Origin of the sequence: Micromonospora sp. C28ISP2-4, assembly GCF_030519385.1 — a bacterium.
Taxonomy (GTDB): Bacteria; Actinomycetota; Actinomycetes; order Mycobacteriales; family Micromonosporaceae; genus Micromonospora; species Micromonospora tulbaghiae.
Genome location: NZ_JAUMKG010000005.1, coordinates 347,783 through 369,067 on the forward strand (window position 1 = coordinate 347,783; position 21,285 = coordinate 369,067).

Annotated in this window: 11 protein-coding genes and 1 pseudogene; 8 read left to right on the top strand and 4 right to left on the bottom strand. The window is 74.4% G+C overall.

Annotated features, from left to right (window positions below; translation table 11 throughout):
- Positions 1 to 27 precede the first annotated feature (27 nt).
- The 6 genes and pseudogenes from Q3W68_RS20490 (at position 28) to Q3W68_RS20515 (ending at position 17,003) form a co-directional block, all read left to right on the top strand.
- The gene (locus Q3W68_RS20490; protein WP_302906983.1) at positions 28 to 5,475 is read left to right on the top strand and encodes a type I polyketide synthase; all 5,448 of its coding nucleotides are present in this window, start codon (positions 28 to 30) and stop codon (positions 5,473 to 5,475) included.
- Between the two features lie 33 nt (positions 5,476 to 5,508).
- Entirely contained in the window at positions 5,509 to 6,462 is a 954-nt protein-coding gene (locus tag Q3W68_RS20495) for a TauD/TfdA family dioxygenase (RefSeq protein WP_302906984.1), read from the top strand.
- 1 nt (position 6,463) lies between these two features.
- Positions 6,464 to 6,652: an MbtH family protein gene (locus Q3W68_RS20500; RefSeq protein ID WP_135239827.1), complete on the top strand. Its 189-nt coding sequence runs from the start codon at positions 6,464 to 6,466 to the stop codon at positions 6,650 to 6,652.
- Entirely contained in the window at positions 6,649 to 9,774 is a 3,126-nt protein-coding gene (locus tag Q3W68_RS20505; protein WP_302906985.1) for an amino acid adenylation domain-containing protein, read from the top strand. The genes Q3W68_RS20500 and Q3W68_RS20505 overlap by 4 nt, the downstream gene beginning before the upstream one ends.
- Positions 9,774 to 15,260 (top strand): non-ribosomal peptide synthetase/MFS transporter, encoded by a 5,487-nt coding sequence (locus tag Q3W68_RS20510; protein WP_302906986.1) that lies wholly within the window; start codon positions 9,774 to 9,776, stop codon positions 15,258 to 15,260. Before Q3W68_RS20505 ends, Q3W68_RS20510 begins: the two co-directional genes overlap by 1 nt.
- Before the next feature lie 130 nt (positions 15,261 to 15,390).
- Positions 15,391 to 17,003, top strand: a pseudogene (locus Q3W68_RS20515) (DUF885 domain-containing protein).
- Here the strand turns inward: Q3W68_RS20515 and Q3W68_RS20520 are convergent.
- From Q3W68_RS20520 to Q3W68_RS20530, 3 genes are all read right to left on the bottom strand, one after another.
- The gene (locus Q3W68_RS20520) at positions 16,949 to 18,157 is read right to left on the bottom strand and encodes a serpin family protein (RefSeq protein ID WP_302906987.1); all 1,209 of its coding nucleotides are present in this window, start codon (positions 18,155 to 18,157) and stop codon (positions 16,949 to 16,951) included. The pseudogene Q3W68_RS20515 and the gene Q3W68_RS20520 overlap by 55 nt on opposite strands.
- Before the next feature lie 41 nt (positions 18,158 to 18,198).
- Positions 18,199 to 18,711 (bottom strand): NUDIX hydrolase, encoded by a 513-nt coding sequence (locus tag Q3W68_RS20525; protein WP_302906988.1) that lies wholly within the window; start codon positions 18,709 to 18,711, stop codon positions 18,199 to 18,201.
- Between the two features lie 93 nt (positions 18,712 to 18,804).
- Positions 18,805 to 19,401 (bottom strand): DUF4291 domain-containing protein, encoded by a 597-nt coding sequence (locus Q3W68_RS20530; protein WP_302906989.1) that lies wholly within the window; start codon positions 19,399 to 19,401, stop codon positions 18,805 to 18,807.
- Between the two features lie 79 nt (positions 19,402 to 19,480).
- Between Q3W68_RS20530 and Q3W68_RS20535 the strand changes: the two genes are divergently transcribed.
- Positions 19,481 to 19,975, top strand: coding sequence for a type II toxin-antitoxin system PemK/MazF family toxin (locus tag Q3W68_RS20535; RefSeq protein WP_302906990.1), 495 nt, complete (start codon positions 19,481 to 19,483; stop codon positions 19,973 to 19,975).
- A gap of 114 nt (positions 19,976 to 20,089) precedes the next feature.
- On the opposite strand, the gene Q3W68_RS20540 is transcribed toward Q3W68_RS20535, so the two are convergent.
- Positions 20,090 to 20,725 carry a GGDEF domain-containing protein gene (locus Q3W68_RS20540; RefSeq protein WP_302906991.1) on the bottom strand — a complete coding sequence of 212 codons (636 nt, stop codon included), beginning with the start codon at positions 20,723 to 20,725 and terminating at the stop codon, positions 20,090 to 20,092.
- Between the two features lie 225 nt (positions 20,726 to 20,950).
- Here Q3W68_RS20540 and Q3W68_RS20545 point away from each other — a divergent pair, with 225 nt between their 5' ends.
- Entirely contained in the window at positions 20,951 to 21,208 is a 258-nt protein-coding gene (locus tag Q3W68_RS20545; protein ID WP_120570193.1) for a DUF397 domain-containing protein, read from the top strand.
- Positions 21,209 to 21,285: the final 77 nt, after the last annotated feature.

A 21,285-nucleotide genomic window follows, 5' to 3' on the forward strand; every position in this document is an offset into this window, starting at 1 on the left:
CGATCCCTTGTGAATGAAGGAACCCCCATGCAGAACGACATTCCGGCCGACGACGGCGTCGAGCCCATCGCCATCGTCGGGCTCGCCGCCCGCCTGCCCGGCGCGGCCGACGTCGACGAGTTCTGGCGCAACCTGGTCGACGGCGTGGAGTCGACGACCGAGCTGACCCGCGAGGAGCAGCTCGCCCGCGGCGCCCAGCCCCAGGAGGTCGACGACCCGGGCTGGGTCAACCGCGCCCCGCTCGTGGACGGCTACGACGAGTTCGACGCGGGACTGTTCGGGATGACCATCCGCGAGGCCGAGGTCACCGACCCGCAGCACCGGCTGTTCCTGGAGACCTGCTACACCGCGTTGCAGAACGCCGGCTACGACCCGGGCCGCTACGACGGCGCGGTGGGCGTGTACGCCGGCACCGGCGGCAACACGTATCTGCACCGCAACGTGCTGCGCAACAAGCGGGTCGGCGGCAATCCGCACGGCGCCGTCTCGCTGGCCACCGGCAACTCGCCGAACTACGTGGCCACCAACGTGTCGTACCGGCTGGACCTGCGCGGGCCCAGCATGACCGTGCACACCGCCTGCTCGACCTCGCTTGTGGCGTTCCACCTGGCCTGCGAGGCGCTGCGCAACGGCGAGTGCGACATGGCCCTGGCCGGCGGCGTCAACATCGAGCTGCCGCACGTCGGCTACCTCGGCATGGACGGCTTCACCTCGCCGGACGGGCGGTGCCGGCCGTTCGACGCCGGAGCGAACGGCACGGTGTGGGGCAGCGGCGTCGGCGTGACACTGCTCAAGCGGCTCTCCGACGCGATCGCCGACGGCGACACCATCCGCGCGGTCGTGCTCGGCAACGCCATCAACAACGACGGCGCCGGGAAGGTCGGCTTCACCGCCCCCAGCATCGACGGGCAGATGGAGGCCGTCGCCCAGGCCGTCGCGCTGGCCGGTGTCGACCCGCGCAGCATCAGCTACGTCGAGGCGCACGGCACCGGCACCGCGCTCGGCGACCCGATCGAGGTCGCCGCGCTGTCCGCCGTCTACACGAAGGACACCGACGAGCGCGGCTGGTGCGGCATCGGCTCGGTGAAGTCGAACATCGGCCACCTCAGCCAGCCCTCCGGCATCGTCAGCGTGATCAAGACGGTGCTGGCGATGGAACACGGCCTGATCCCGCCGACGATCAACTACGAGACGCCGAACCCGGCCATCGACTTCGCCGACACCCCGTTCTACGTGGCGAACACGCTGACCAAGTGGGACACCGACGGCGGACCGCGCCGGGCCGGCGTCAGCTCCTTCGGCATCGGCGGCACCAACGCGCACGTGGTGCTGGAGGAGGCCCCGGCCGCCGGCCGGCACGCGCCGTCCGCCCGCCCGGCGCACCTGCTCCAGGTGTCGGCGAAGACGCCGACCGCGCTGGACACCGCCGTGCGGCGGCTCGCCGACCACCTGGAGAGCGGCAGCGACGTCGCGCTGGCCGACGTGGCGCACACGCTGCGCGTCGGCCGCCAGGTGTACGCCCACCGCGCCGCCGTGGTCGCCGGCGACCCGGCGTCCGCCGCTGCCGCGCTGCGCGAGCGGCGCAAGGGTCACCGGGGCGTCGCCGACGGATCCGCGCCCCGGGTGGCGTTCCTGTTCAGCGGCCAGGGCTCGCAGTACGCCGGGATGGGTGCCGAACTGTACGCGCAGGACACCGCGTACGCCGCCGCCGTCGACGAGTGCGCCGAGCTGCTCCGCCCCGAGCTGGGCCTGGACATCCGCGACCTGATCCTGGGCCGCGACCCGGAGGCGGCGGACAAGCTCACGCAGACCCGCTGGACCCAGCCCGCGCTGTTCACGGTCGAGTACGCGCTCGCCGCCGCCTGGCGGGCCGCCGGGGTCACCCCGGCCGCGATGATCGGCCACTCCATCGGCGAGTACGTCGCCGCGACGGTGGCCGGGGTGCTCGACCTCGCCGACGCGCTGCGCGTGGTGGCCGCCCGCGGCCGGCTCATGCACTCGCTGCCGGCCGGTTCGATGCTGGCGGTCACGCTGGACGAGTCGGAGGTGACCGGCCGGCTGCCCGAGGGCCTGTCGGTGGCCACCGTCAACGGCCCCGGCACCTGCGTGGTCGCCGGCGAGACCGCGCTGGTGGAGGAGTTCGCGGCGAGCCTCGGCGGCAAGAACAAGTCGAAGCTGCTGCGCACCTCGCACGCGTTCCACTCGCCGATGACGGACCCGATCCTGGACGAGTTCACCGCGCTGATGGCCACCGTGCCGTTGCGCGCCCCGGCGGTGCCGTTCGTGTCCAACGTGACAGGCACCTGGATCACCGAGGCGCAGGCCACCGACCCGGCGTACTGGGCCGCGCACCTGCGCCGTCCGGTCCGCTTCGGCGCGTGCGTGGCCACGCTGCTCGCCGAGGGCACCTGGGCGCTCGTCGAGTGCGGCCCCGGCCGGCAGCTGGCCAACCTGGCCCGGATGCAGGTCGCCAAGGCCGGCGAGGCGCAGCGCGCGCTGACCCCGCTGGGCAGCCTGCCCGGCCCCGGTGAGCAGACCGGTGACGTGGCCGCGCTGCTCGGCACGGCCGGCGCGCTCTGGTGCGCCGGGGTGCCGGTGGACCTCCCGGCCGACCCGCACGCGCGGCGGGTGCCGCTGCCCACGTACCCGTTCGAGCGGCGCCGCTACTGGATCGACCCGGACCCGGAGCAGGAGGCCGCCGCGGCGCCCGCCGAGACCGGCCCCCGCCCGCTGCCGGAGTGGTTCGCGGTGCCGGCGTGGCGGCAGGCCCCGCCGGTCCGCACGGCCGAGCCGCTGGGCCGCTGCCTGGTGCTGGCCGACGGCCCGCGCGGCGAGGCGCTCGTGGCCGCGTTGCGCGCCGCCGGCGACGACCCGGTCGAGGTACGCGCCGGCGGGGCGTTCACCGCCACCGCGAACGGCTTCCGGCTGCGCCCCGGCGTACGCGCCGACGCCGAGGAACTGGTCGCCGCGCTCGGCGCCGATCTGCCCCGGCGGATCGTGCACGCGTTCGCGCTCGACGGCGAGGCGGCCGGCATCGACCCGGGGGCCGCCTGGGCGGCGCAGGAGCGGGGTTTCTTCGGCGCGCTGCACCTGGTGCAGGCCCTCGCCGGCGCCGGTGTGACGGCCGACGAGGCGGGCGTACGCCTGGACCTGGTCACCGCCGGCATCGGTGACGTACGCGGCGACGACCTGACCCGCCCCGAGCACGCCACGCTGGCCGGCCTGGCCCGGGTGCTCCCGGCCGAGCTGCCCGGCCTGACCGTGCGGCTGCTCGACACGGACCCGGCCGCGCGTGGCGTCGCCGCCCTGGTGGCCGAGCTGCGCAGCCCGCTCGACGCCGAGCACCCGGAGGTGGCGCTGCGCGGCGACCGCCGCTGGCTGGCCGGCTACGAGCAGGTCACGGTGGCGGCCGAGGACGAGCCGGGCGTGCTGCGCGAGGAGGGCCGCTACCTGATCACCGGCGGTCTCGGCGGCATCGGCGTCACCCTCGCCGAGGACTTCGCCCGCCGGGCCCGCGCCAAGCTGGTGCTGCTGGCCCGTTCCGGGCTGCCCGAGCGGGACGAGTGGGACGCGCACCTCGCGGTGCACGGCGGCGCCGACCGGGCCGGGCGGGCCATCGCGGCGATCCGCCGGATGGAGGCCGCGGGCGCCGAGGTGCTGGTCTTCGCCGCCGACGTCACCGACGCGGACGACCTGCGCCGGGTCCGCGACGAGGCGGAGCGCCGCTTCGGCGGGCTGGACGGCATCGTGCACGCCGCCGGTCTGCCCGGCGGCGGTATGGCGGAGGTCAAGGAGCGCGACGAGGCACGGCGCGTGCTGGCCCCGAAGCTGGCCGGCACCCTGGCGCTGGCCCGGGTCTTCGGTGACCTGCCGCTGGACTTCGTCGTGCTCTGCTCCTCGATCACCGCGGTGATCGGCGGGTTCGGCCAGGTCGACTACTGCGCCGCGAACGCCTTCCTGGACGCGTTCGCGCGCTCCGGCACCGGGTTCCGCGCGCCTGTCGTGTCGCAGAACTGGGGCGGCTGGGCCGAGGTCGGCATGGCGGTGGAGACCGCCGCGCCGGCCGCGTTCCGAGCCGCCGGGCGGGACACGGTGACCACGGCGGTCACGCACCCGGTGCTCACCACGATGGTCGCCGGGCCGGACGGCACGGTGCTGCACGGACTGGTCTCGGCGGACACCCACTGGCTGCTCGACGAGCACCGGATCGGCGGGGTGCCCGTGGTGCCGGGCACCGCCCACCTGGAATCGGTGCGCGCCGCGGTGGTGGCCGCGCTGCCCGCGCCGGGGCCGGATGCCGCGGTGGAACTGCGTGACATGGTGTTCCTGGAGCCGTTCCCGGTGCCGGACGGCACCGTGGCCCAGTACCGGGTCGAGCTGACCCCGGCCGAGGACGGCACGGACTTCACAGTCGCCAGCCTCGCCGCCGGCCAGGCGCGCACCCACGTACGCGGCACCGCCGGGTGGACCACCGACGCGGCCCCGCCGGCCGCCGTGCCGGCGGTGGCCGGGCGGCGGGTCGACGACGACGCGTCGTTCGGCCGGGGACGCACCAGCATGCTCACGTTCGGGCCGCGCTGGGCGGCGCTGGCCGAGCACCGGCTCGCCGACGGCGAGGAGCTGGCCCGGGTGCAGGCACCGGCCGCCGCGCTCGGTGACCTGCCCTCCTGGGGGCTGCACCCGGCGCTGCTGGACGTGGCCACCGCGTTCGGCCGCGGGCAGGGCTCGGGCACCTACCTGCCGCTGTCGTACGGCCGGATTGTGGTGCGCGGGCCGCTGCCGGCGACGTTCCACAGTCACCTGCTGCACCGGCCCGCCGCCAACGACGAGGTGGTCGCCGCCGACCTGTCGCTGCGCGACCCGGACGGGCGGGAGCTGGTCGCGATCAGCGACTTCGTGCTGCGCCGGGTCGACCAGGACGCGGTCACCGGCAACCTGGCCGAGTCCCCGGCGACCGCCGACGCCCCGGCGCCGGTCACCGAGGACATCCGCCCGGTCGACGGCGCGGAGGCGTTCCGCCGCAGCCTCGCCGCCGGCCTCGGCGCCCAGGTGGTGATCGCCACCCGCACGGTCGCCGACATCCGGCGCCGGGCGGCCCGGGTCACCACCGACACCCTCGCCGAGGAGCCCGACGCGCCGGCCGGCACGACTGGGGCCACCGGCGGCGGCTCGGCGGCGCCCGGCACCGAACTGGAGAAGACGATCGCCCAGGTGTGGCGCGACGGCCTCGGCGTCACCGACGTCGGCGTGGACGACGACTTCTTCGCCCTCGGCGGCAACTCGCTGGTCGCGGTGCAGCTCATCGCCGCCATGCGCAAGGCGACCGGCGTACGGCTGCCGATGCGCAGCCTCTTCGAGACCCCCACGGTGGCCGGACTGGCCGCCCGGATCGAGGAGCTGCGCGCCGAGGCGCCCGCCGAGGCACCGGCCGCCCCGGCGGCGATCCCGGCCATCCCGCGGCTGCCCCGCGGCTGACATCCCCGACGCAGAACCAGGAGACACCGCACCATGAGCGAGACAACCGCGACGCTGCCGGTGGTCGTCGAGAGCGACGGCCGGCCGCTGACCGACCTGATCACAGCCCGCCGCGCCGAGCTGCGGGACACCCTCGTCGCCAGCGGAGGGCTGCTGTTCCGCGGCTTCGACGTGGGCGGCGTGGACGGCTTCGACCAGGCCGTACGCGCACTGGCCGGCGAGCCGCTGACCTACACCGAACGCTCCTCGCCCCGGCACTCCATCAAGGGCCGGGTCTACACCTCGACCGACTACCCGCCGGACGAGGAGATCTTCCTGCACAACGAGAACTCGTACCAGGCGCGCTGGCCGTTGACGCTGTTCTTCTACTGCGTGACGCCGCCGCAGTCCCGGGGTGCCACGCCGCTGGCCGACGTGCGCCGGGTGTACGAGCTGATCGACCCGGCGGTCCGCGAGGAGTTCGTCAGGCGCCGGTGGATGCTGGTGCGCAACTTCCACGGCGACTTCGGCACCCGCTGGCAGGAGGTGTTCAACACCGAGAGCCGCGCGGCGGTCGAGGCGTACGCGGCGGACAACGGGATCACTGTGGAGTGGGTCGGCAAGGACGGCCTGCGTACCCGCGCGGTCCGCGACGTGGTGCACCACCGGCCCGGATCGGACACCCCGCGCTGGTTCAACCACGCCACCTTCTTCCACCTCAGCACCCTGCCGGCTGACTACCAGGAGGGGCTGCTGGCCATGTTCGGCGCCGACGGGCTGCCGTCGAACACCTACTACGGCGACGGCGGCGAGATCCCCGCCGACGTCATGGACCACCTGCGCGCCGCCTACCGGGCCGCCACCGTCCGCTTCGACTACCAGCGCGACGACGTGCTGGTGGTGGACAACATGACCGCCGCGCACGGCCGGGAGCCGTTCACCGGTCCCCGCAAGATCGCCGTCGCGATGGCCGAGCCGCACACCCCCGAGAACGCAGGAGCGAACTGACATGGCCGAACCCCGATTCCTGGTCGTCCGCAACGACGAGGAGCAGTACTCGATCTGGTCGGCCGACCGGGACCTGCCCGCCGGCTGGCACGACACCGGCTTCGCCGGCACCCGCGAGGAGTGCCTGGCCCACGTGGACGAGGTCTGGACCGACATGCGTCCCCGCTCGGTGCGCGAGGCCCTCTCATGAGCACGAGCAAGGAGTGGACCTTCCCGGCCTCCTACGCCCAGGAGCGGGTGTGGATGGCCAACCAGCTCGACGCCGGCTCGCCGGTGTTCAACGTGTCCTTCCCGTGGCTGTTCCCGGCCGGCGTGGACGCCGGCACGGCCAGTGACGCGGTCAACCGGGTGATCGCCCGGCACGAGGCGCTGCGTACCCACCTGCGAGCCGACGACGGCGCGCTGGTGCAGGTCGTACGCGCCCACGAGCCGGCGCCGCTGCCCGTCACCGACGTCACGCGCCTGCCCGCCGGTGAGCAGCGGGGCGAGTTCGAGCGCATCCGCGGCGAGATGGCGCGCCTGCCGATCCCGCTGGACGCGGCGCCGCTGTGGCGGGCCCGGCTGATCCGCATGACCGAAGGGCTGGCGCTGGCGTTCGTGGTGCACCACGCCGTCTTCGACAGCCACTCGGCGGTGCTGTTCCACGCCGAGCTGCTCGCGTTCTGCGAGGCCGCCCGCACCGGCGCCGAGCCCGCCGTGCCGGAGCTGCCCATCCAGTACGCCGACTTCGCGGTCTGGCAGCGCCAGCAGCTCACCGGCGAGGAACTGGACCGGCAGCTCGCGTTCTGGACCGGTCACCTGGCCGGCGCGCCGCCGGTCACCGGCCTGCCGCTGGACCGGCCCCGCCCGGCGCAGCTCGGCTTCGCCGGTGACGAGGTGCGTTTCACGCTGCCCGACGGGCTGCTGGACCGCGTCGGCGCGCTGGCCGGCGGCGCGCAGGCCACCCCGTACATGGTGCTGCTCGCCGGTTTCGCGGCGCTGCTGTCGCGGATCTCCGGCGACACCGACGTGGTGGTCGGCGTCTCCACCGCGGGCCGGGACAACCCGGAGCTGACGCCGCTGATCGGCATGTTCGTCAACCCGGTGGCGCTGCGCTGCGACGTCTCCGGCGACCCGACGTTCGCGGCGCTGCTCGGCCGCGTCCGCAACGGCCTGATCGACGCCATGGAACACGGGCAGACGCCGTTCCAGAAGATCGTCGAGGCGGTCGACCCGCAGCGTGACCCGTCGGTCCAGCCGATCTTCCAGACCGCGCTGAACTGGATCCCGGACTCCGGCCTCGACCCGGTGGAGCTGGGCACCACGAAGGACGACCTGGCCTTCGACATCACCACCGGCGACTGCCGTCTGGTCTACCGCACCGACCTGTTCGACCGTTCCACGGCCGAGACGGTGGTCGACCGCTACGTACGGCTGCTCGCCGCCGCCGTCGCCGAGCCGCAGCGCACGGTCGGCGCGATGCCGCTGCTCACCGACACCGAGCGGGACCGGGTGCTCGGCGCCTGGAACGACACCGCCCACGACGTGCCGGTGACCACTGTGGTCGACGAGGTGCAGCGGCAGGCCGCCGCCACCCCGGACGCGGCGGCGCTGGTCTGCGACGGCGTGACGCTCGGCTACGGCGAGCTGAACACCGCAGCGAACCGGCTGGCCCGGCTGCTGGTGGCGCGCGGCGCCGGCCCGGAGACCCGGGTCGCGCTGGCGCTGCCCCGCTCCTGCGACCTGGTCGTGGCGATGCTGGCGGTGCTCAAGGCCGGTGCCGCGTACGTGCCGGTGGACACCGCGTACCCGGCCGGCCGGATCGCGTACCTGCTGGCCGACGCCGCGCCCGCGCTGGTGGTGGCCACGCCGGACACGGCCGCGCTGGTGCCCGGCGACGCGCTGGTGCTCGACGGCGAGGTCGGCTCCGACCAGTCCGGCGACGATCTCACCGACGCCGACCGGGTCGCGCCGCTGCGCCCCGAGCACCCGGCGTACGTTCTCTACACCTCCGGCTCCACCGGCCGCCCGAAGGGCGTGGTGGTCGAGCACCGGGCGGTGACCGCGTACCTGGCCTGGGCCTGCGCCACCTACCCGGGGCTGACCGGGGTGGCGCTGCTGCACTCGCCGGTGTCGTTCGACCTCACCGTCACCGGCCTGCTCGGCACGCTGGCCGCAGGCGGAACGGTCCGGCTCGCCGCGATCGACGAGCCGGCCGCCCGCGCCGGTGGCCGGCCCGCGTTCCTCAAGGTCACGCCGAGTCACCTGCCGTTGCTCGACGGAGAGCTGTCGCCGACGGCCGACCTGGTGATCGGCGGCGAGGCGCTGACCGGGGAGCAGCTCGCCGCCTGGCGGGCCGCGCACCCCGACGTGGCGGTGATCAACGAGTACGGCCCGACGGAGGCCACTGTGGGCTGTGTCGCGGCCCGGATCGCCCCGGGCGAGCCGGTACCGGCCGGTCCGGTGCCGATCGGCACGCCCACCTGGAACACCCGGGCGCTGCTGCTCGACGCCGCGCTGCGGCCGGTGCCGCCGGGCGTGGTGGGGGAGCTGTACGTCACCGGCACCCAGCTCGCGCGCGGCTACCACGACCGGCCCGGGCTGACCGCCGAGCGGTTCCTGCCCTGCCCGTACGGCCCGCCCGGCGCCCGGATGTACGCCACCGGCGATCTGGCCCGCTGGCGTGCCGACGGCACGCTGGACTACCTGGGCCGCCGCGACGACCAGGTCAAGGTGCGCGGCATGCGCATCGAGCTGGGCGAGGTCGAGGCCGCGCTGCTGGCCCACCCGGACGTGCGCGCCGCCGCCGCGGCGGTACGCACCGACGGCGGCGAGCCGACGCTCGTCGGCTACCTGGTGGGCCCGGCCCACGAGGACTCGGTCCGCGCCGAACTGGCCCGCGAGCTGCCCGCGCACCTGGTGCCGGCCGCCCTGGTCCGGCTGGACGCGCTGCCGCTGACGCCCAACGGCAAGCTGGACCGCGCCGCGCTGCCCGCCCCCGCGGCGGCCGAGAACGCCCAGGACAGCTACGTCGCGCCCCGCACCGAGGCCGAGGGCCTGGTCGCCGAGGTGTACGCCGAGATCCTCCAGGTGGAGAAGGTCGGCGCCCTGGACGACTTCTTCGCCCTCGGCGGCAACTCGCTGCGCGGCATGCGGGCGATGGCCCGGATCCGCGCCGAGGTGGACGTCGACCTGCCCATGCGGGCGCTGTTCAGCAGCCCCGTGGTGGCGGACCTGGCCGCCCAGATCGAGCAGCGGATCGCCGCCGAACTCGACGGGCTCTCCGACACCGAGGTCGCCGCGCTGCTCGCGGCGGAAGAGGGAACCGACTGATGACCGACCTGAAGGATCCGGCCCGCGAGGCGGCCCGGCAGGCGCTGATCGCCCGACGGCTACGCGCCCGCCAGGCCGCCCCCGCGGCCCGGATCACGCCCCGCCCGTCCGGCGCGGAGGTGCCGCTGTCCTACGCCCAGGAGCGGGTCTGGTTCATGGACCAGCTCGCCCCGGGCGAGGCGGCGTACCACATCGCGGTGCCGCTGCGGGTGCGCGGACCCCTCGACGTGGACGCGCTGCGCGCCGCCCTGACCGGCCTCGCGGACCGGCACGAGTCGCAGCGCACCCGCTTCCCGGCCGACGCGGACGGCCGTCCCACAGTCGTCGTCGCGGACACCGCCGACGTGCCGCTCACAGTGGTGGACGCGCCGGACGAGGCCGCCGCGCAGGCGCTCGTCGACGCGGCGGCGGCCGAGCCGTTCGACCTGGCGAACGGTCCGCTGCTGCGGGCGCTGCTGATCCGGCTGACCGCCGACGACCACGTGCTGTTCCTCGCCCAGCACCACATCGTCGGCGACGGCTGGTCGGTGGACGTGCTGCTGCGCGACCTGATCACGCTCTACCGGGGCGGCGAGCCGCCCGCCCTGCCGATCCAGTACGGCGACTTCGCCGTCTGGGAGGCCCATGAGCTGGACGGGCCGCAGGCGCGGGCGCACGTCGACTACTGGAAGCAGCGGCTGGCCGGCATCACTCCGCTGGAACTGCCGCTGGACCGCCCCCGCCCGGCCACCCAGACCTACCGGGGTGACTTCGTCGAGTTCCAGCTCGACCCGGCCGCCACCGAGGCGCTCAACGCGCTCACCCGCGACAGCGGCGGCACGCTGTTCATGACGCTGCTCGCCGCGTACCAGGTGCTCCTGGCCCGGCACGCCGGCCAGGACGACTTCGCGATCGGCGCGTCGGTGGCCGGCCGGTCCGCACCGGAGCTGGAGAACCTCGTCGGCATGTTCATCAACATGCTGCCGCTGCGCGCCGACCTGGCCGGCGACCCGACGTTCGCCGAGCTGCTGGAACGCACCCGCCGCACCGTGCTCGACGGGTTCGAGCACGCCGAGGTGCCGTTCGCCAAGGTGGTCCACGAGCTGGGCCTGCCGCGCGACGTCAGCCGCTCCCCGGTGTTCCAGGCCATGTTCGTGCTGCAGAACTACGAGATGGGCCGGTTCTCCGGCGTGTCCCGCACCGACGAGGTCACGTTCTCCTGGACCCCGATGGAGTTGCGGGCCACCCGGTTCGACTTCGAGCTGCACGCGGTGGAGACCGTCGACGGGCTGTGGGGCAAGCTGGTCTTCAACACCGACCTGTTCGACCGGGCCACTGTCGAGCGCATGGCGCAGCGGTGGACCGCGCTGCTGGACGCGGTCGTCGCGGCGCCGGACACCCCGGTGTCCCGGCTGCCGCTGCTGCCCGCCGCCGAGCGGGAGCTGCTGGCCGCCTGGAACGACACCGCGGCCGACTTCCCGCGCGCGCAGACGCTGCACGGCCCGATCGAGGAGCGCGCGGCGGCGACCCCGGACGCCGTGGCGGTCACCATCGATGGGCACAGCCGCACGTACGCGCAGCTGAACGCGCAGGCCAACCGCGTCGCGCACCGGCTGCGCGCGGCCGGCGTCGGCCCGGAGACGCTCGTCGGGGTGTGCGCGGAACGCTCGGTGGAACTGGTCGCCGGGCTGCTCGGCGTGCTCAAGGCCGGCGGCGCGTACCTGCCGCTGGACCCGGAGTACCCGGCCGACCGGCTCGCGTTCATGGTCGGCGACGCGGACGCGCCGGTGGTGCTGGTCCAGTCGCACCTGCGCGACGTGCTGCCCGACACCGGCGCCACGGTGCTCGAACTCGACGACGCAACGGTGTGGGCCGGTCAGCCCGACACCGACCCGGCACCGGCCGCCGGGCCGGAGCACCTGGCGTACGTCATCTACACCTCCGGGTCCACCGGCCGCCCGAAGGGCGTGCCGAACACGCACCGGGGCATCGTCAACCGGCTCGACTGGATGCAGAAGACGTACGGCCTCGGCGCCGACGACGCGGTGCTCCAGAAGACCCCGGCGAGCTTCGACGTGTCGGTGTGGGAGTTCTTCTGGCCGCTGCGCACCGGCGCCCGCCTGGTGCTGGCGAAACCGGGCGGCCACAAGGACGCCGGCTACCTGCGCGACCTGCTGGTGTCCGAGCGGATCACCACCGCCCACTTCGTCCCGTCGATGCTCACCGTCTTCCTCGCCGAGGACGGTGTGGAGGCGGCCACCGCGCTGCGCCGGGTGATCTGCTCCGGCGAGGAGCTGCCGCCGGCCTCGGCGGCCGACTTCACCGCCCGGCTGCCCTGGTGCGGCCTGCACAACCTGTACGGCCCGACCGAGGCGGCGATCGACGTGACCGCCTGGGCGTGCGACCCGGACCGGCTCGCGCAGGTGACGAGCGTGCCGATCGGCGCGCCGATCGCCAACCTGCGGCTGCACGTGCTCGACCCGTCCGGCGCGCAGTGCCCGGTCGGGGTGGCCGGTGAGCTGCACATCGGCGGTGTCGGGCTGGCCCGCGGCTACCACCGCCGGCCGGCGCTGACCGCGGAGAAGTTCGTCCCCGACCCGTTCTCCATCGAGCCCGGCGCCCGCCTCTACCGCACCGGTGACCTGGCCCGCTGGGTCGTCGGCCCGGACGGCACCGGGGTGATCGAGTTCCTGGGCCGCATCGACCACCAGGTCAAGCTGCGCGGCCTGCGCATCGAGCTGGGCGAGATCGAGAGCGCGCTGCGCGAACAGCCGGGCGTCACCGAGGCCACTGTGATCGTCCGCGAGGACAGCCCGGGCGACAAGCGGCTCACCGCATACCTGGTGGGGGCGGCCGAGCACGCCGCGCTGAAGGCGGCGCTGAAGGCCACGCTGCCCGAGTACATGGTGCCGGCCGCGTTCGTCACGCTCGACGCGCTGCCGCTGACCCCGAACGGGAAGCTGGACCGCAAGGCGCTGCCAGCGCCGGTGGTCACCCGCGAGGCGTCGGTGGCGCTCGTGGAGCCGCGCGACGACGCCGAGCGGGCGCTCGCCGCGATCTGGTCCGAGGTGCTCGGCGTGGACACGCTCGGCATCGACGACGACTTCTTCGACCTGGGCGGGCACTCCATGCTCGCCACCCAGGTGGTCGCCAAGATCCGCAAGGCGGAGCTGGGCGGCCGGGCGGTCGGGGTGATGGACCTGTTCCAGCAGCGCACCATCCGCGACCTCGCCGCGTTCGTCTCCGGCGACGCCGCGCAGGAAGGGCCACGCCGGCTGCTCTACGAGCTGACCAAGCCGATCCCGGCGGGCAAGCGGGTGCTGACGTACGTCTGCGTCCCGTACGGCGGCGGCAGCGCGATCGTCTACCAGCCGCTGGCCGACGCGCTGCCGGCCGGGTACGGGCTGTGGTCGCTGGCGATCCCCGGCCACGACGTGGGCCTCAGCGAGAACGCGTTGCCGTTCGACGAGCTGACCAGCCGCGTCGCCGACGAGATCCTGGAGCGGGTCGAGGGGCCGATCGCCCTGTACGGCCACTGCGGCGTCGGCAGCGCCATCCTCGCCGACGTGGCCCGCAAGGTCGAGGCGGCCGGCCGGGACCTGGAGGCCGTCTACATCGGCGCCATGTTCCCGTTCGCCCGCCCGAAGGGCGTGATCGCGGCGCTGCGCGACCGCCTCGAACGGCTCAGCAGCAACAGGCACTCCGCGAGCTGGCTCAAGTCGATGGGTGTGGACACCGACGAGCTGGACCCGGAGCAGGCCGACCGGATCATCAGCAACATGCGGGCCGACTCCCGGGCCTCCGAGGAGTACTTCACCCGGCTGCTCGACCAGCAGGCGACGAAGCTCCGCGCGCCGATCATCTCGGTGGTCGGCTCCGAGGACCCGGTGACCGACTACTACCGCGAGCGGTACGCCGAGTGGCAGTTCCTCAGCGACAGGCTCGGCCTCGTCGTCCTCGACCAGGCCGGGCACTTCTTCCTCAAGTACCGGGCGGAGGAACTGGCCGAGATCGTCACTCGGGTGCACCCGGCGGTGGTCGACGGTGACGTCGGCGCGCTGACCGCGGAGACCCGGGGTGAGGACGCCGGCTGGGTGGTGGCCGACACTCTGCGGGTGGGCGAGGACCGCAAGCCCACCACGACGGTCAAGCCGAGCATGGGTCGGTTCATGGCCGTCACGACCGGTCAGCTCATCTCCAGCACCGGTTCCGCGCTGACCGCGTTCGCACTGCCGATCTGGCTGTTCAACCGCACCGGCTCGGTGGCGAACCTCGGCCTGCTGTGGGCGCTCGCGCTGATCTGCGGCGTGCTCATGCTGCCGGTGGCCGGCGCGCTGGTCGACCGGGTCAGCCGGCGGCGGATCATGATGACCGCGAGCTGCTTCGCCGGTTCCGTCCAGCTCGTGCTGGCCACCCTGTTGTGGACCGACAACCTCGTGCTCTGGCACATCTACATGCTGGTGGCGCTGAGTTCGGTGGCCGGTTCGTTCCAGCGGATCGCGTTCCAGTCGGCGGTGCCGCAGCTGGTGCCCAAGCGCTACCTCGGGCACGCCATGGGCATCACCCAGCTGTCCACCGGTGTGGCCACGCTGCTCATGCCGGCGTTCGCGGCCGGCCTGCTCGCCACCATCGAGCTGAAGGGCATCCTGCTGGTCGACGTGGCCAGCTACGTGTTCGCGGTGCTCACCCTCGCCGTGGTCCGCTTCCCGGACGCGCTGGGCTGGCGGCCCCGGGAACGGCTGCTGGTGGCCATCGCCAACGGCATGCGCTACTCGTGGCGGCACCGGGGGTTCCGGCTGATGCTCGGCTACTTCGCGCTGGGCAACATCTTCCTGGCGCCCGCGCTGGTGCTCATCACCCCACTGGTGCTGTCGTTCGGCAGCCCGACGCAGGTGGCGCAGGTGGCGCTGGCCGAAGCGGTCGGCGCGGTGCTCGGCGGCGTGCTCATGTCGTTGTGGGGCGGTCCGCGCAAGCGCCGCATGATCGGCGTGCTGGTCGGCAACCTGGGCACCGCGATCGGCTGCGTGCTGATCGGCCTGGACGCGTCGGTGGCGATGATCTGTGTCGGCTTCTGCTGGCTGGCCATGTCGATGACCACCGCGCAGTCGATCTACGCGACGATCGTCCAGGTAAAGGTGCCGCAGCGCTTCCACGGCCGGGTGTTCAGCCTCAACCAGACCATCTCCTGGTCGACGCTGCCGATCGGGTTCGCGCTGCTCGCGCCGGGCGCCACCGCGCTGTTCGAGCCGATGCTCGCACCGGGCGGGGCGCTGGCCGGCTCGGTGGGCGCGGTGATCGGCACCGGACCGGGCCGGGGCATCGGCTTCGCGTACATCTGCTTCGGTGTGGCGCTGATCCTCATCACGCTCGGCGGTTTCGCGATCCGGCTGCTGCGCCGGTTCGACCTGGAGGTCGAGGACTCCCTGCCGGACGACCTGATCGGCGCCCAGGAGCGCGAGAAGCGCCTGGCCGCCAAGGCCGAGAAGAAGGAACTCGTCTCGGTCTGAACCCGCCTCCCACCCGGTTGATCAAGGAGTTCATGTCCGTTCCGGGCCTCCCGGCCGGCACGAACTCCTTGATCACCGGGCTAGCATCGGTGCGATGAGCGAGGACGTCACCGACGCGTTGCTGCGGGAGATGGGACGCCTCGATCCGTGTGCGGCAGTGGTCGAGGCCGGTGAGCTGGACGTCGACGGGCTCACCGACTACAGCCCGGACGGCCACCAGGCCCGCGCCGACCTCGCCGCCCGCGCCCTGCGCCGGATCGAGGCGCTCCCCGCCACCCCGCTGCACGCGCACCTCGCCGAACGGCTGCGCGCCCGGCTCGCCTTCCACGACGCCGGGGAGGACCTGCGGGAACTGCACGCCGCGGCCACCGGCCCGCTCCAGCTCATCCGCCAGTGCGTCGAGTCGGCGGTGCCGGGCCGCGACGCCGAGGGCGCGGCCTCCGAGGACGGCTGGGCCCGCGTCGGCGCGCGCCAGGCCGCGATCCCGGCCGCACTCGACGGGTACGCCCGCAGCCTCCTGCTCGCCGCCGGGCGCGGTCACCTGCCGGCCCGGCGCAGGTGGAGCTGGTGACGCAGCGCTGCCGCGCCTGGATCGACGACGACACGGCCCTGATCCAGCGGTACGGCGACGGTCCGCAGCGCCGCTCGTTGCAGGCAGCGGCCCGGGACGCCCAGGCGGCCTACCGGAGGTTCGCCGCGACGCTCACCGCGGACCTCGCGCCGCGTGCGCACGACGACGAGGCGTTCGGCCCGGCGCGGTACGCGCTCTGGGTGCGGGCCTTCCTCGGCGCGCAGCCGGACCTGCGCGAGCTGTACGAGTGGGGCTGGGACGAGTTCACCACGATCGAGGCGGACCTCGTCGCCGAGGCGAGAACCCTGGGCGGCACCGTGCCGGAGGTGCGGGACCGGCTCGACCGCCCCGACGCGCCCGGCGTCGTGCAGGGCCGGGACGCGTTCGGCGCCTGGCTCCAGGAGCTGCTGGAGGCCACCACCGAGCGGCTGCACGGCACGCACTTCGACATCCCGGCGCCGCTGCGGCGCATCGAGTCACGGGTCACCACGTCGGGCGGCACCGCCTACATCGGACCGTCACGGGATCTGACCCGGCCGGGCCGGGTTTCCTGGCTGCTGCCCGAGGGACAGGAGCGCTTCTCCACCTGGTGGGCGTACAGCACCGCTTACCACGAGGGCGTCCCCGGCCACCACCTGCACCTCGGCGCGGAGGCGTGCCGGGGCGGCCCCGGGCAGCGGCTGAACCTGCTCGGCGGCCTCTCCGGCGCCCAGGAGGGCTGGGCCCTGTACGCCGAGGGGTTCATGGACGAACTCGGACTCTACGAGCAGCCGGGCGCCCGGCTGGGACACCTGTTCATGCAGCTGCTGCGCGCGGCCCGGGTGGTGCTCGACATCGGCCTGCACCTGCGACTGCCGATGCCCTCCGGCAGCGGCGCGCCGTGGACGCCGGACGCGGCGCTGGACCTGCTGCGCGACCGCTGCCACCAGGGGCCGTACGCGCCTCTGGAACTGGCCCGGTACCTGGGCCGGCCCGGGCAGGCGCTCACGTACAAGGTGGGGGAGCGGGTGTGGCGGGACGGCCGGGCGGCGTTCCCCGGTGACCGGCGCGCGTTCCACAACCGGGCACTGGAACTCGGCTCGCTGGGACTGGACCAGCTCACGAGCGCGCTGGCCGCCTATCCGGCCTCGTCGGCGGGCAACTCCTCCGGGTCGGCTACCCAGGCGGAGTAGACCGGAAGCGCGTGCCACGGGCCGCCGGCCGCGTCCGTGGTCACCGCGACCACCGCGTACGGGTGACCGAACCGCAGCTCGGCGACGCGGGCGACACCCTCCGGCGGCAGGCCGGCCACCATGCCGAACGCGGTCACCGCGGCGGCCTCGAAGCCGTAGCGGCCGAAGCGGGCCACCGCCGACTGCGCGGCGTCGAACCCCGGCCCGGTCAGGCCCAGCAGCCCGCCGAGTGCCCGGGCCGCCGCGTCGAAGCCGAACCCGGGTGCGGTCAGGTCGTGCCGGCTGCGCGCCGACCAGCAGGGCAGCACCGCCGTGGCGTGTTCCTCCCGGCCGTCGGCCGCGAACGTGCGGGTCGGCTCCTCCCGCAGTGCCCACAGCGGCGTCTCGCCCAGCGGCAGGTCGAACAGCGACCGGTGACCCGGTACGGCGTCCGGGGCGAACGCGGCGGCGCTCGCCAGCTCCTGCGCGGCGGCCAGCACGTCGGCGGCCGGCACCTCGGGCGCGGCGGCCACCGACACCACGAGCATGCCGGCGCCGTCGTCGGCGGCCGGGACCGCGTGCACCGCCACGTCGCCGGCCCGGTCGGTGGCCGCAATCCAGCAGCGGTGCCCGAACGGCGGCGTGCGCAGCACCCGGCTCAGCCGACCGGACCAGGCGCTGCCCGCGCCCAGCTCCGCGCCGGGGGCCGTGTCGAACGGATCGGCCCACGACACCCGGGTCGCGAGCGCGTTCGCCAGGACCAGCAGCGTGTCCGGCGCGACGTCGACCGGGAAGCGGTCGATCAGCCCGCCGGTACGCTCCCGGGCCCAGGCGTCGAGTGCCGCCTGGTCGGGCAGCGCGCCGCGTTCGGTGGCCTCCGGCAGGGTGGCCCGCCAGGCGGCCAGCTCCGCCGCCGGGGTGCGTTCCCACAGCGCGGTGGCCGCGGCGACCATCGGGTGCGGCGTGGCGAGCAGCGCCCGGGCCTCGGCCGCGGCGTCGTCCGGGTCGGTGCCGAGCGCCTCGGCCAGCGCCGCGCGCTCATCGCCGGTGGCGGCCGGACCGGTCAGCGCCAGCAGCAGCCAGGCGCCCAGTGGCGAGGCGACGTGGTGGGTGTCACCGGCGGCGCGGTGCAGCCGCTCGGCGTAACGGGCCAGGGGAGCGCGCAGAGGAGTCACGGCTCCACTCTGCCCGGTGGCGCGCCCACCGGCACGCCCGGTCAGGACCACAGCTCGAACGGCTCGTCGATCTCCTCGCCGGCCAGGAAGACGGGCAGCAGCTCCGGCAGCCGACCGGGGTAGCAGCGTGGCCGCTCGGCGAGCACCTCGGCCAGCGGCCACCACCGGAACCCGAAGTAGTCCTCGACCTCGTAGTCCAGCCGCAGCGCCTCGTCCACGTCCGGCCCGGGGCCGGGCAGCCGTACCGCCACGATCACCTCGTCCTGGAGGTGCCGGCGCTGCCGGTGCCGGAAGCTGGCCCGCCGCCGCCACGTCGGTGCGCCCACCTCGTCCGGGCCGATGGCGATGCCGGTCTCCTCGCGCAGCTCGCGTACCGCCGCCTCCCGGTACGTCTCGCCGGGGTCCAGCCCGCCGCCGGGTAGCTCCCACCACACGCCGAGGTCCGGGTGGTCCGGGTCGCGGGTGTGGAACAGCAGCAGGCGGTCGGCGGTGTCGAGCACCACCAGCCGCACCGCGCTGCGCTCGAACAGCGGCAGATCATCGGGCAACTCCACGCCCCCAGCGTAAGGAAGGGCCCCTTCTTAACGCCTCCGGTAGTAGAAGGGCCCCCTATTAACATCCCGCCTCGCGGCGCGGCACCGGGCCGCTCAGCCCGCATCGACGACGCCTGCTACCTCCGGCGGCAACGGGTACGGTCGCTCCACCGGCAGCAGCGCCGACGCCCCGGCCTCGTCGCCGTCGAGAAGACGGCGGTGCACCGACCGGGCCAGCGCGGTGACGTCGGTGAGCCCGACCACCCACTCGTCGACGTAGCGGCGTACCGCCTCGCCGGTCAGCCCGAGCTGCAACGAGCGGTACGGCAGCGGCGCCAGCCGCAGCGAGCGTTCCGGATCCCACTGCACGCGCACCGGGCTGACCCGCAGGCTGCGCCGCCACGCCTCCCGGTCCGGGTGCAGGCGGGGGTTGTAGCTGCTGAGGCAGGCGTGCCGCAGGGCCCACTCGAAGCCGGCCCTGCTGATGCCGACCGCCAGCACCCGTTCCTGGCCCGGCTTGAGTGCCCAGCCGCAGCGGTACATCATCCAGCGGAACGAGGGCTTGATCCACGTCATCCGCTCCCGCTTGAACGGCGGCACGAACCGGCCCGCGCGCAGCGCCGCGTCGGCGATCTCCGGCGGGTACGCCTGGTAGACGGTGATCGAAGTTTCGGTGAACGTGGCGCGGATCTGATGGCGGGGCACTGTCACCGGGGCAGGATGGCACCGCGGACCCGGCCCGGCGACCCGATTCCATCGGCCGCGTACCCCGGCCGCTAGGCTGCCCGCCGTGGCAGGTCTGTTGAGGAACGTGGCGTCGCGGCTCGGCCGGATCACCCGGGGCGTGCCCGCCCCCACCCGCACGGCCGGGCCGATCCCGGCGCAGGTCGCGCGCCGCCGCCAGGTCAGCGCGTTGCAGCGCCGCGAGCTGTCGTACGCCCCGGAGCCGGACGGCCAGGCCGACCCGGGCGAGATCGTCTGGACCTGGGTGCCGTACGAGGACGACCCGCGCCAGGGCAAGGACCGCCCGGTGCTGGTGGTGGGCCGGCACAGCCGCACGCTGTTCGGGCTGATGCTGTCCAGCCAGAGCGACCGGGACGGCCAGCGGCACTGGCTGGCGCTCGGCCCGGGGGAGTGGGACCGGGACAACCGGCCGAGCTGGGTACGCCTGGACCGGGTGCTCACCATGCGCGAGGACAGCATCCGCCGCGAGGGCGCGGTGCTGGACCGGTCCCGGTTCGACCGGGTCGGGCAGGCGCTGCGCGACGGCTACGGCTGGCGCTGACCAGCCGGAGGCAGCCCGGCCGGCACCCCGCGACCGGCCGGCCGGGGCAGGGCGGACCGGGCTCAGCACCCGGCGCCGCCGGGCGGGGTGGGGCGGATCAGAAGGTAGAGCCGCTCAGTACTCCGCGACGAGCTGGCGAGCCGGGCGGGCGGGGCCGAGCGTCTTCGCCTCGTACATGGCCGCGTCGGCGCGGCACAGCGCGTCGGTGAGCTGGGTGGGGCAGTGCACCGGCGCGAGCCCGACCGATGCGGTGACCTGGATGCTGCGCGCACCGAGGGGGATCGGCGCGGCGAGCGCCTCGCAGAGCCGCCGCGTGGCGTGCTCGATCCATCGGCGGTCCGGCGTCGGGCTGGCCAGCAGGCCGGCGAACTCGTCGCCGCCGAGCCGGGCGACCAGGTTGGGGCCGGCGAACGCGGCCAGTCGCTGCGCCACGCAGACCAGCACCTGGTCGCCGGCGGCGTGCCCGTAGCGGTCGTTCACCTGCTTGAAGTTGTCCAGGTCGAGTACGACCGCGACGAGCGGCTGGCCGGCGGGGTCGGTGAGCAGGGCGGCGGCGAGCCGGAAGAACGCGCGGCGGTTCGGCAGCCCGGTGAGCGGGTCGTGGCTGGCGGCGTGCCGCTCGGCGGCCAGCTCGGCCTGGAGCAGCTCGATCTCGGCTTCGGCGCGCAGCGCGCGGCGGCGTAACTGCCAGGCGGAGACGAGCGCGCCCGCCGCGGAGATGCCGGAGGCGATGGTCATCGGATCCGCCAACGCGTCCTCCTCACCGCAGTCCCGAAGCCGCGCGGAGCGGCGTCCCCGGGGCCGGGCTCGGGTCACCGTGCGTGAACGAACCGGCACACCGTATTTCCGCTATCATGCTCTCTGTCCATTGCAGATGCAATAGCAGATGCACGTGCATCTCACTCCTCAGTCGACAGACGTCGCCACCCACCGCTCCTCCCCGCGGCCTCGGCTGGCTCATCCCGAAGGACGCCCATGCAGCAACCCCCGAACGGCGTGCCCGCGACCGAGTTGCCGCCGATGCGCTGGCTGAAGAGCCGCCGCAGCAACCCCAGCGGCAACTGCGTCGAACTGGCCGAGTTGCCCGGCGGTGGCGGCATCGCGGTCCGCAACTCCCGGCACCCGGAGGGCCCGGCACTTATCTACACAGTGGACGAAATCGCCGCGTTCGTGCTCGGCGCCCGGGACGGCGACTTCGACCACCTGATCCCGCCGTCCCGTACACGGGACTGACTCCGTCCGTCCGGAGGAGTTCACCTCACTGTCGGTTCATGGCATGCTTACTCGTCGGTCCGGGAGGGTGCCCGGCC

Coding starts and splice junctions, on each gene's coding strand:
- Q3W68_RS20505 (WP_302906985.1), top strand. CDS start 6,649: ATGAGCACGAGCAAGGAGTGGACCTTCCCGGCCTCCTACGCCCAGGAG.
- Q3W68_RS20490 (WP_302906983.1), top strand. CDS start 28: ATGCAGAACGACATTCCGGCCGACGACGGCGTCGAGCCCATCGCCATC.
- Q3W68_RS20500 (WP_135239827.1), top strand. CDS start 6,464: ATGGCCGAACCCCGATTCCTGGTCGTCCGCAACGACGAGGAGCAGTAC.
- Q3W68_RS20545 (WP_120570193.1), top strand. CDS start 20,951: ATGCAGCAACCCCCGAACGGCGTGCCCGCGACCGAGTTGCCGCCGATG.
- Q3W68_RS20495 (WP_302906984.1), top strand. CDS start 5,509: ATGAGCGAGACAACCGCGACGCTGCCGGTGGTCGTCGAGAGCGACGGC.
- Q3W68_RS20510 (WP_302906986.1), top strand. CDS start 9,774: ATGACCGACCTGAAGGATCCGGCCCGCGAGGCGGCCCGGCAGGCGCTG.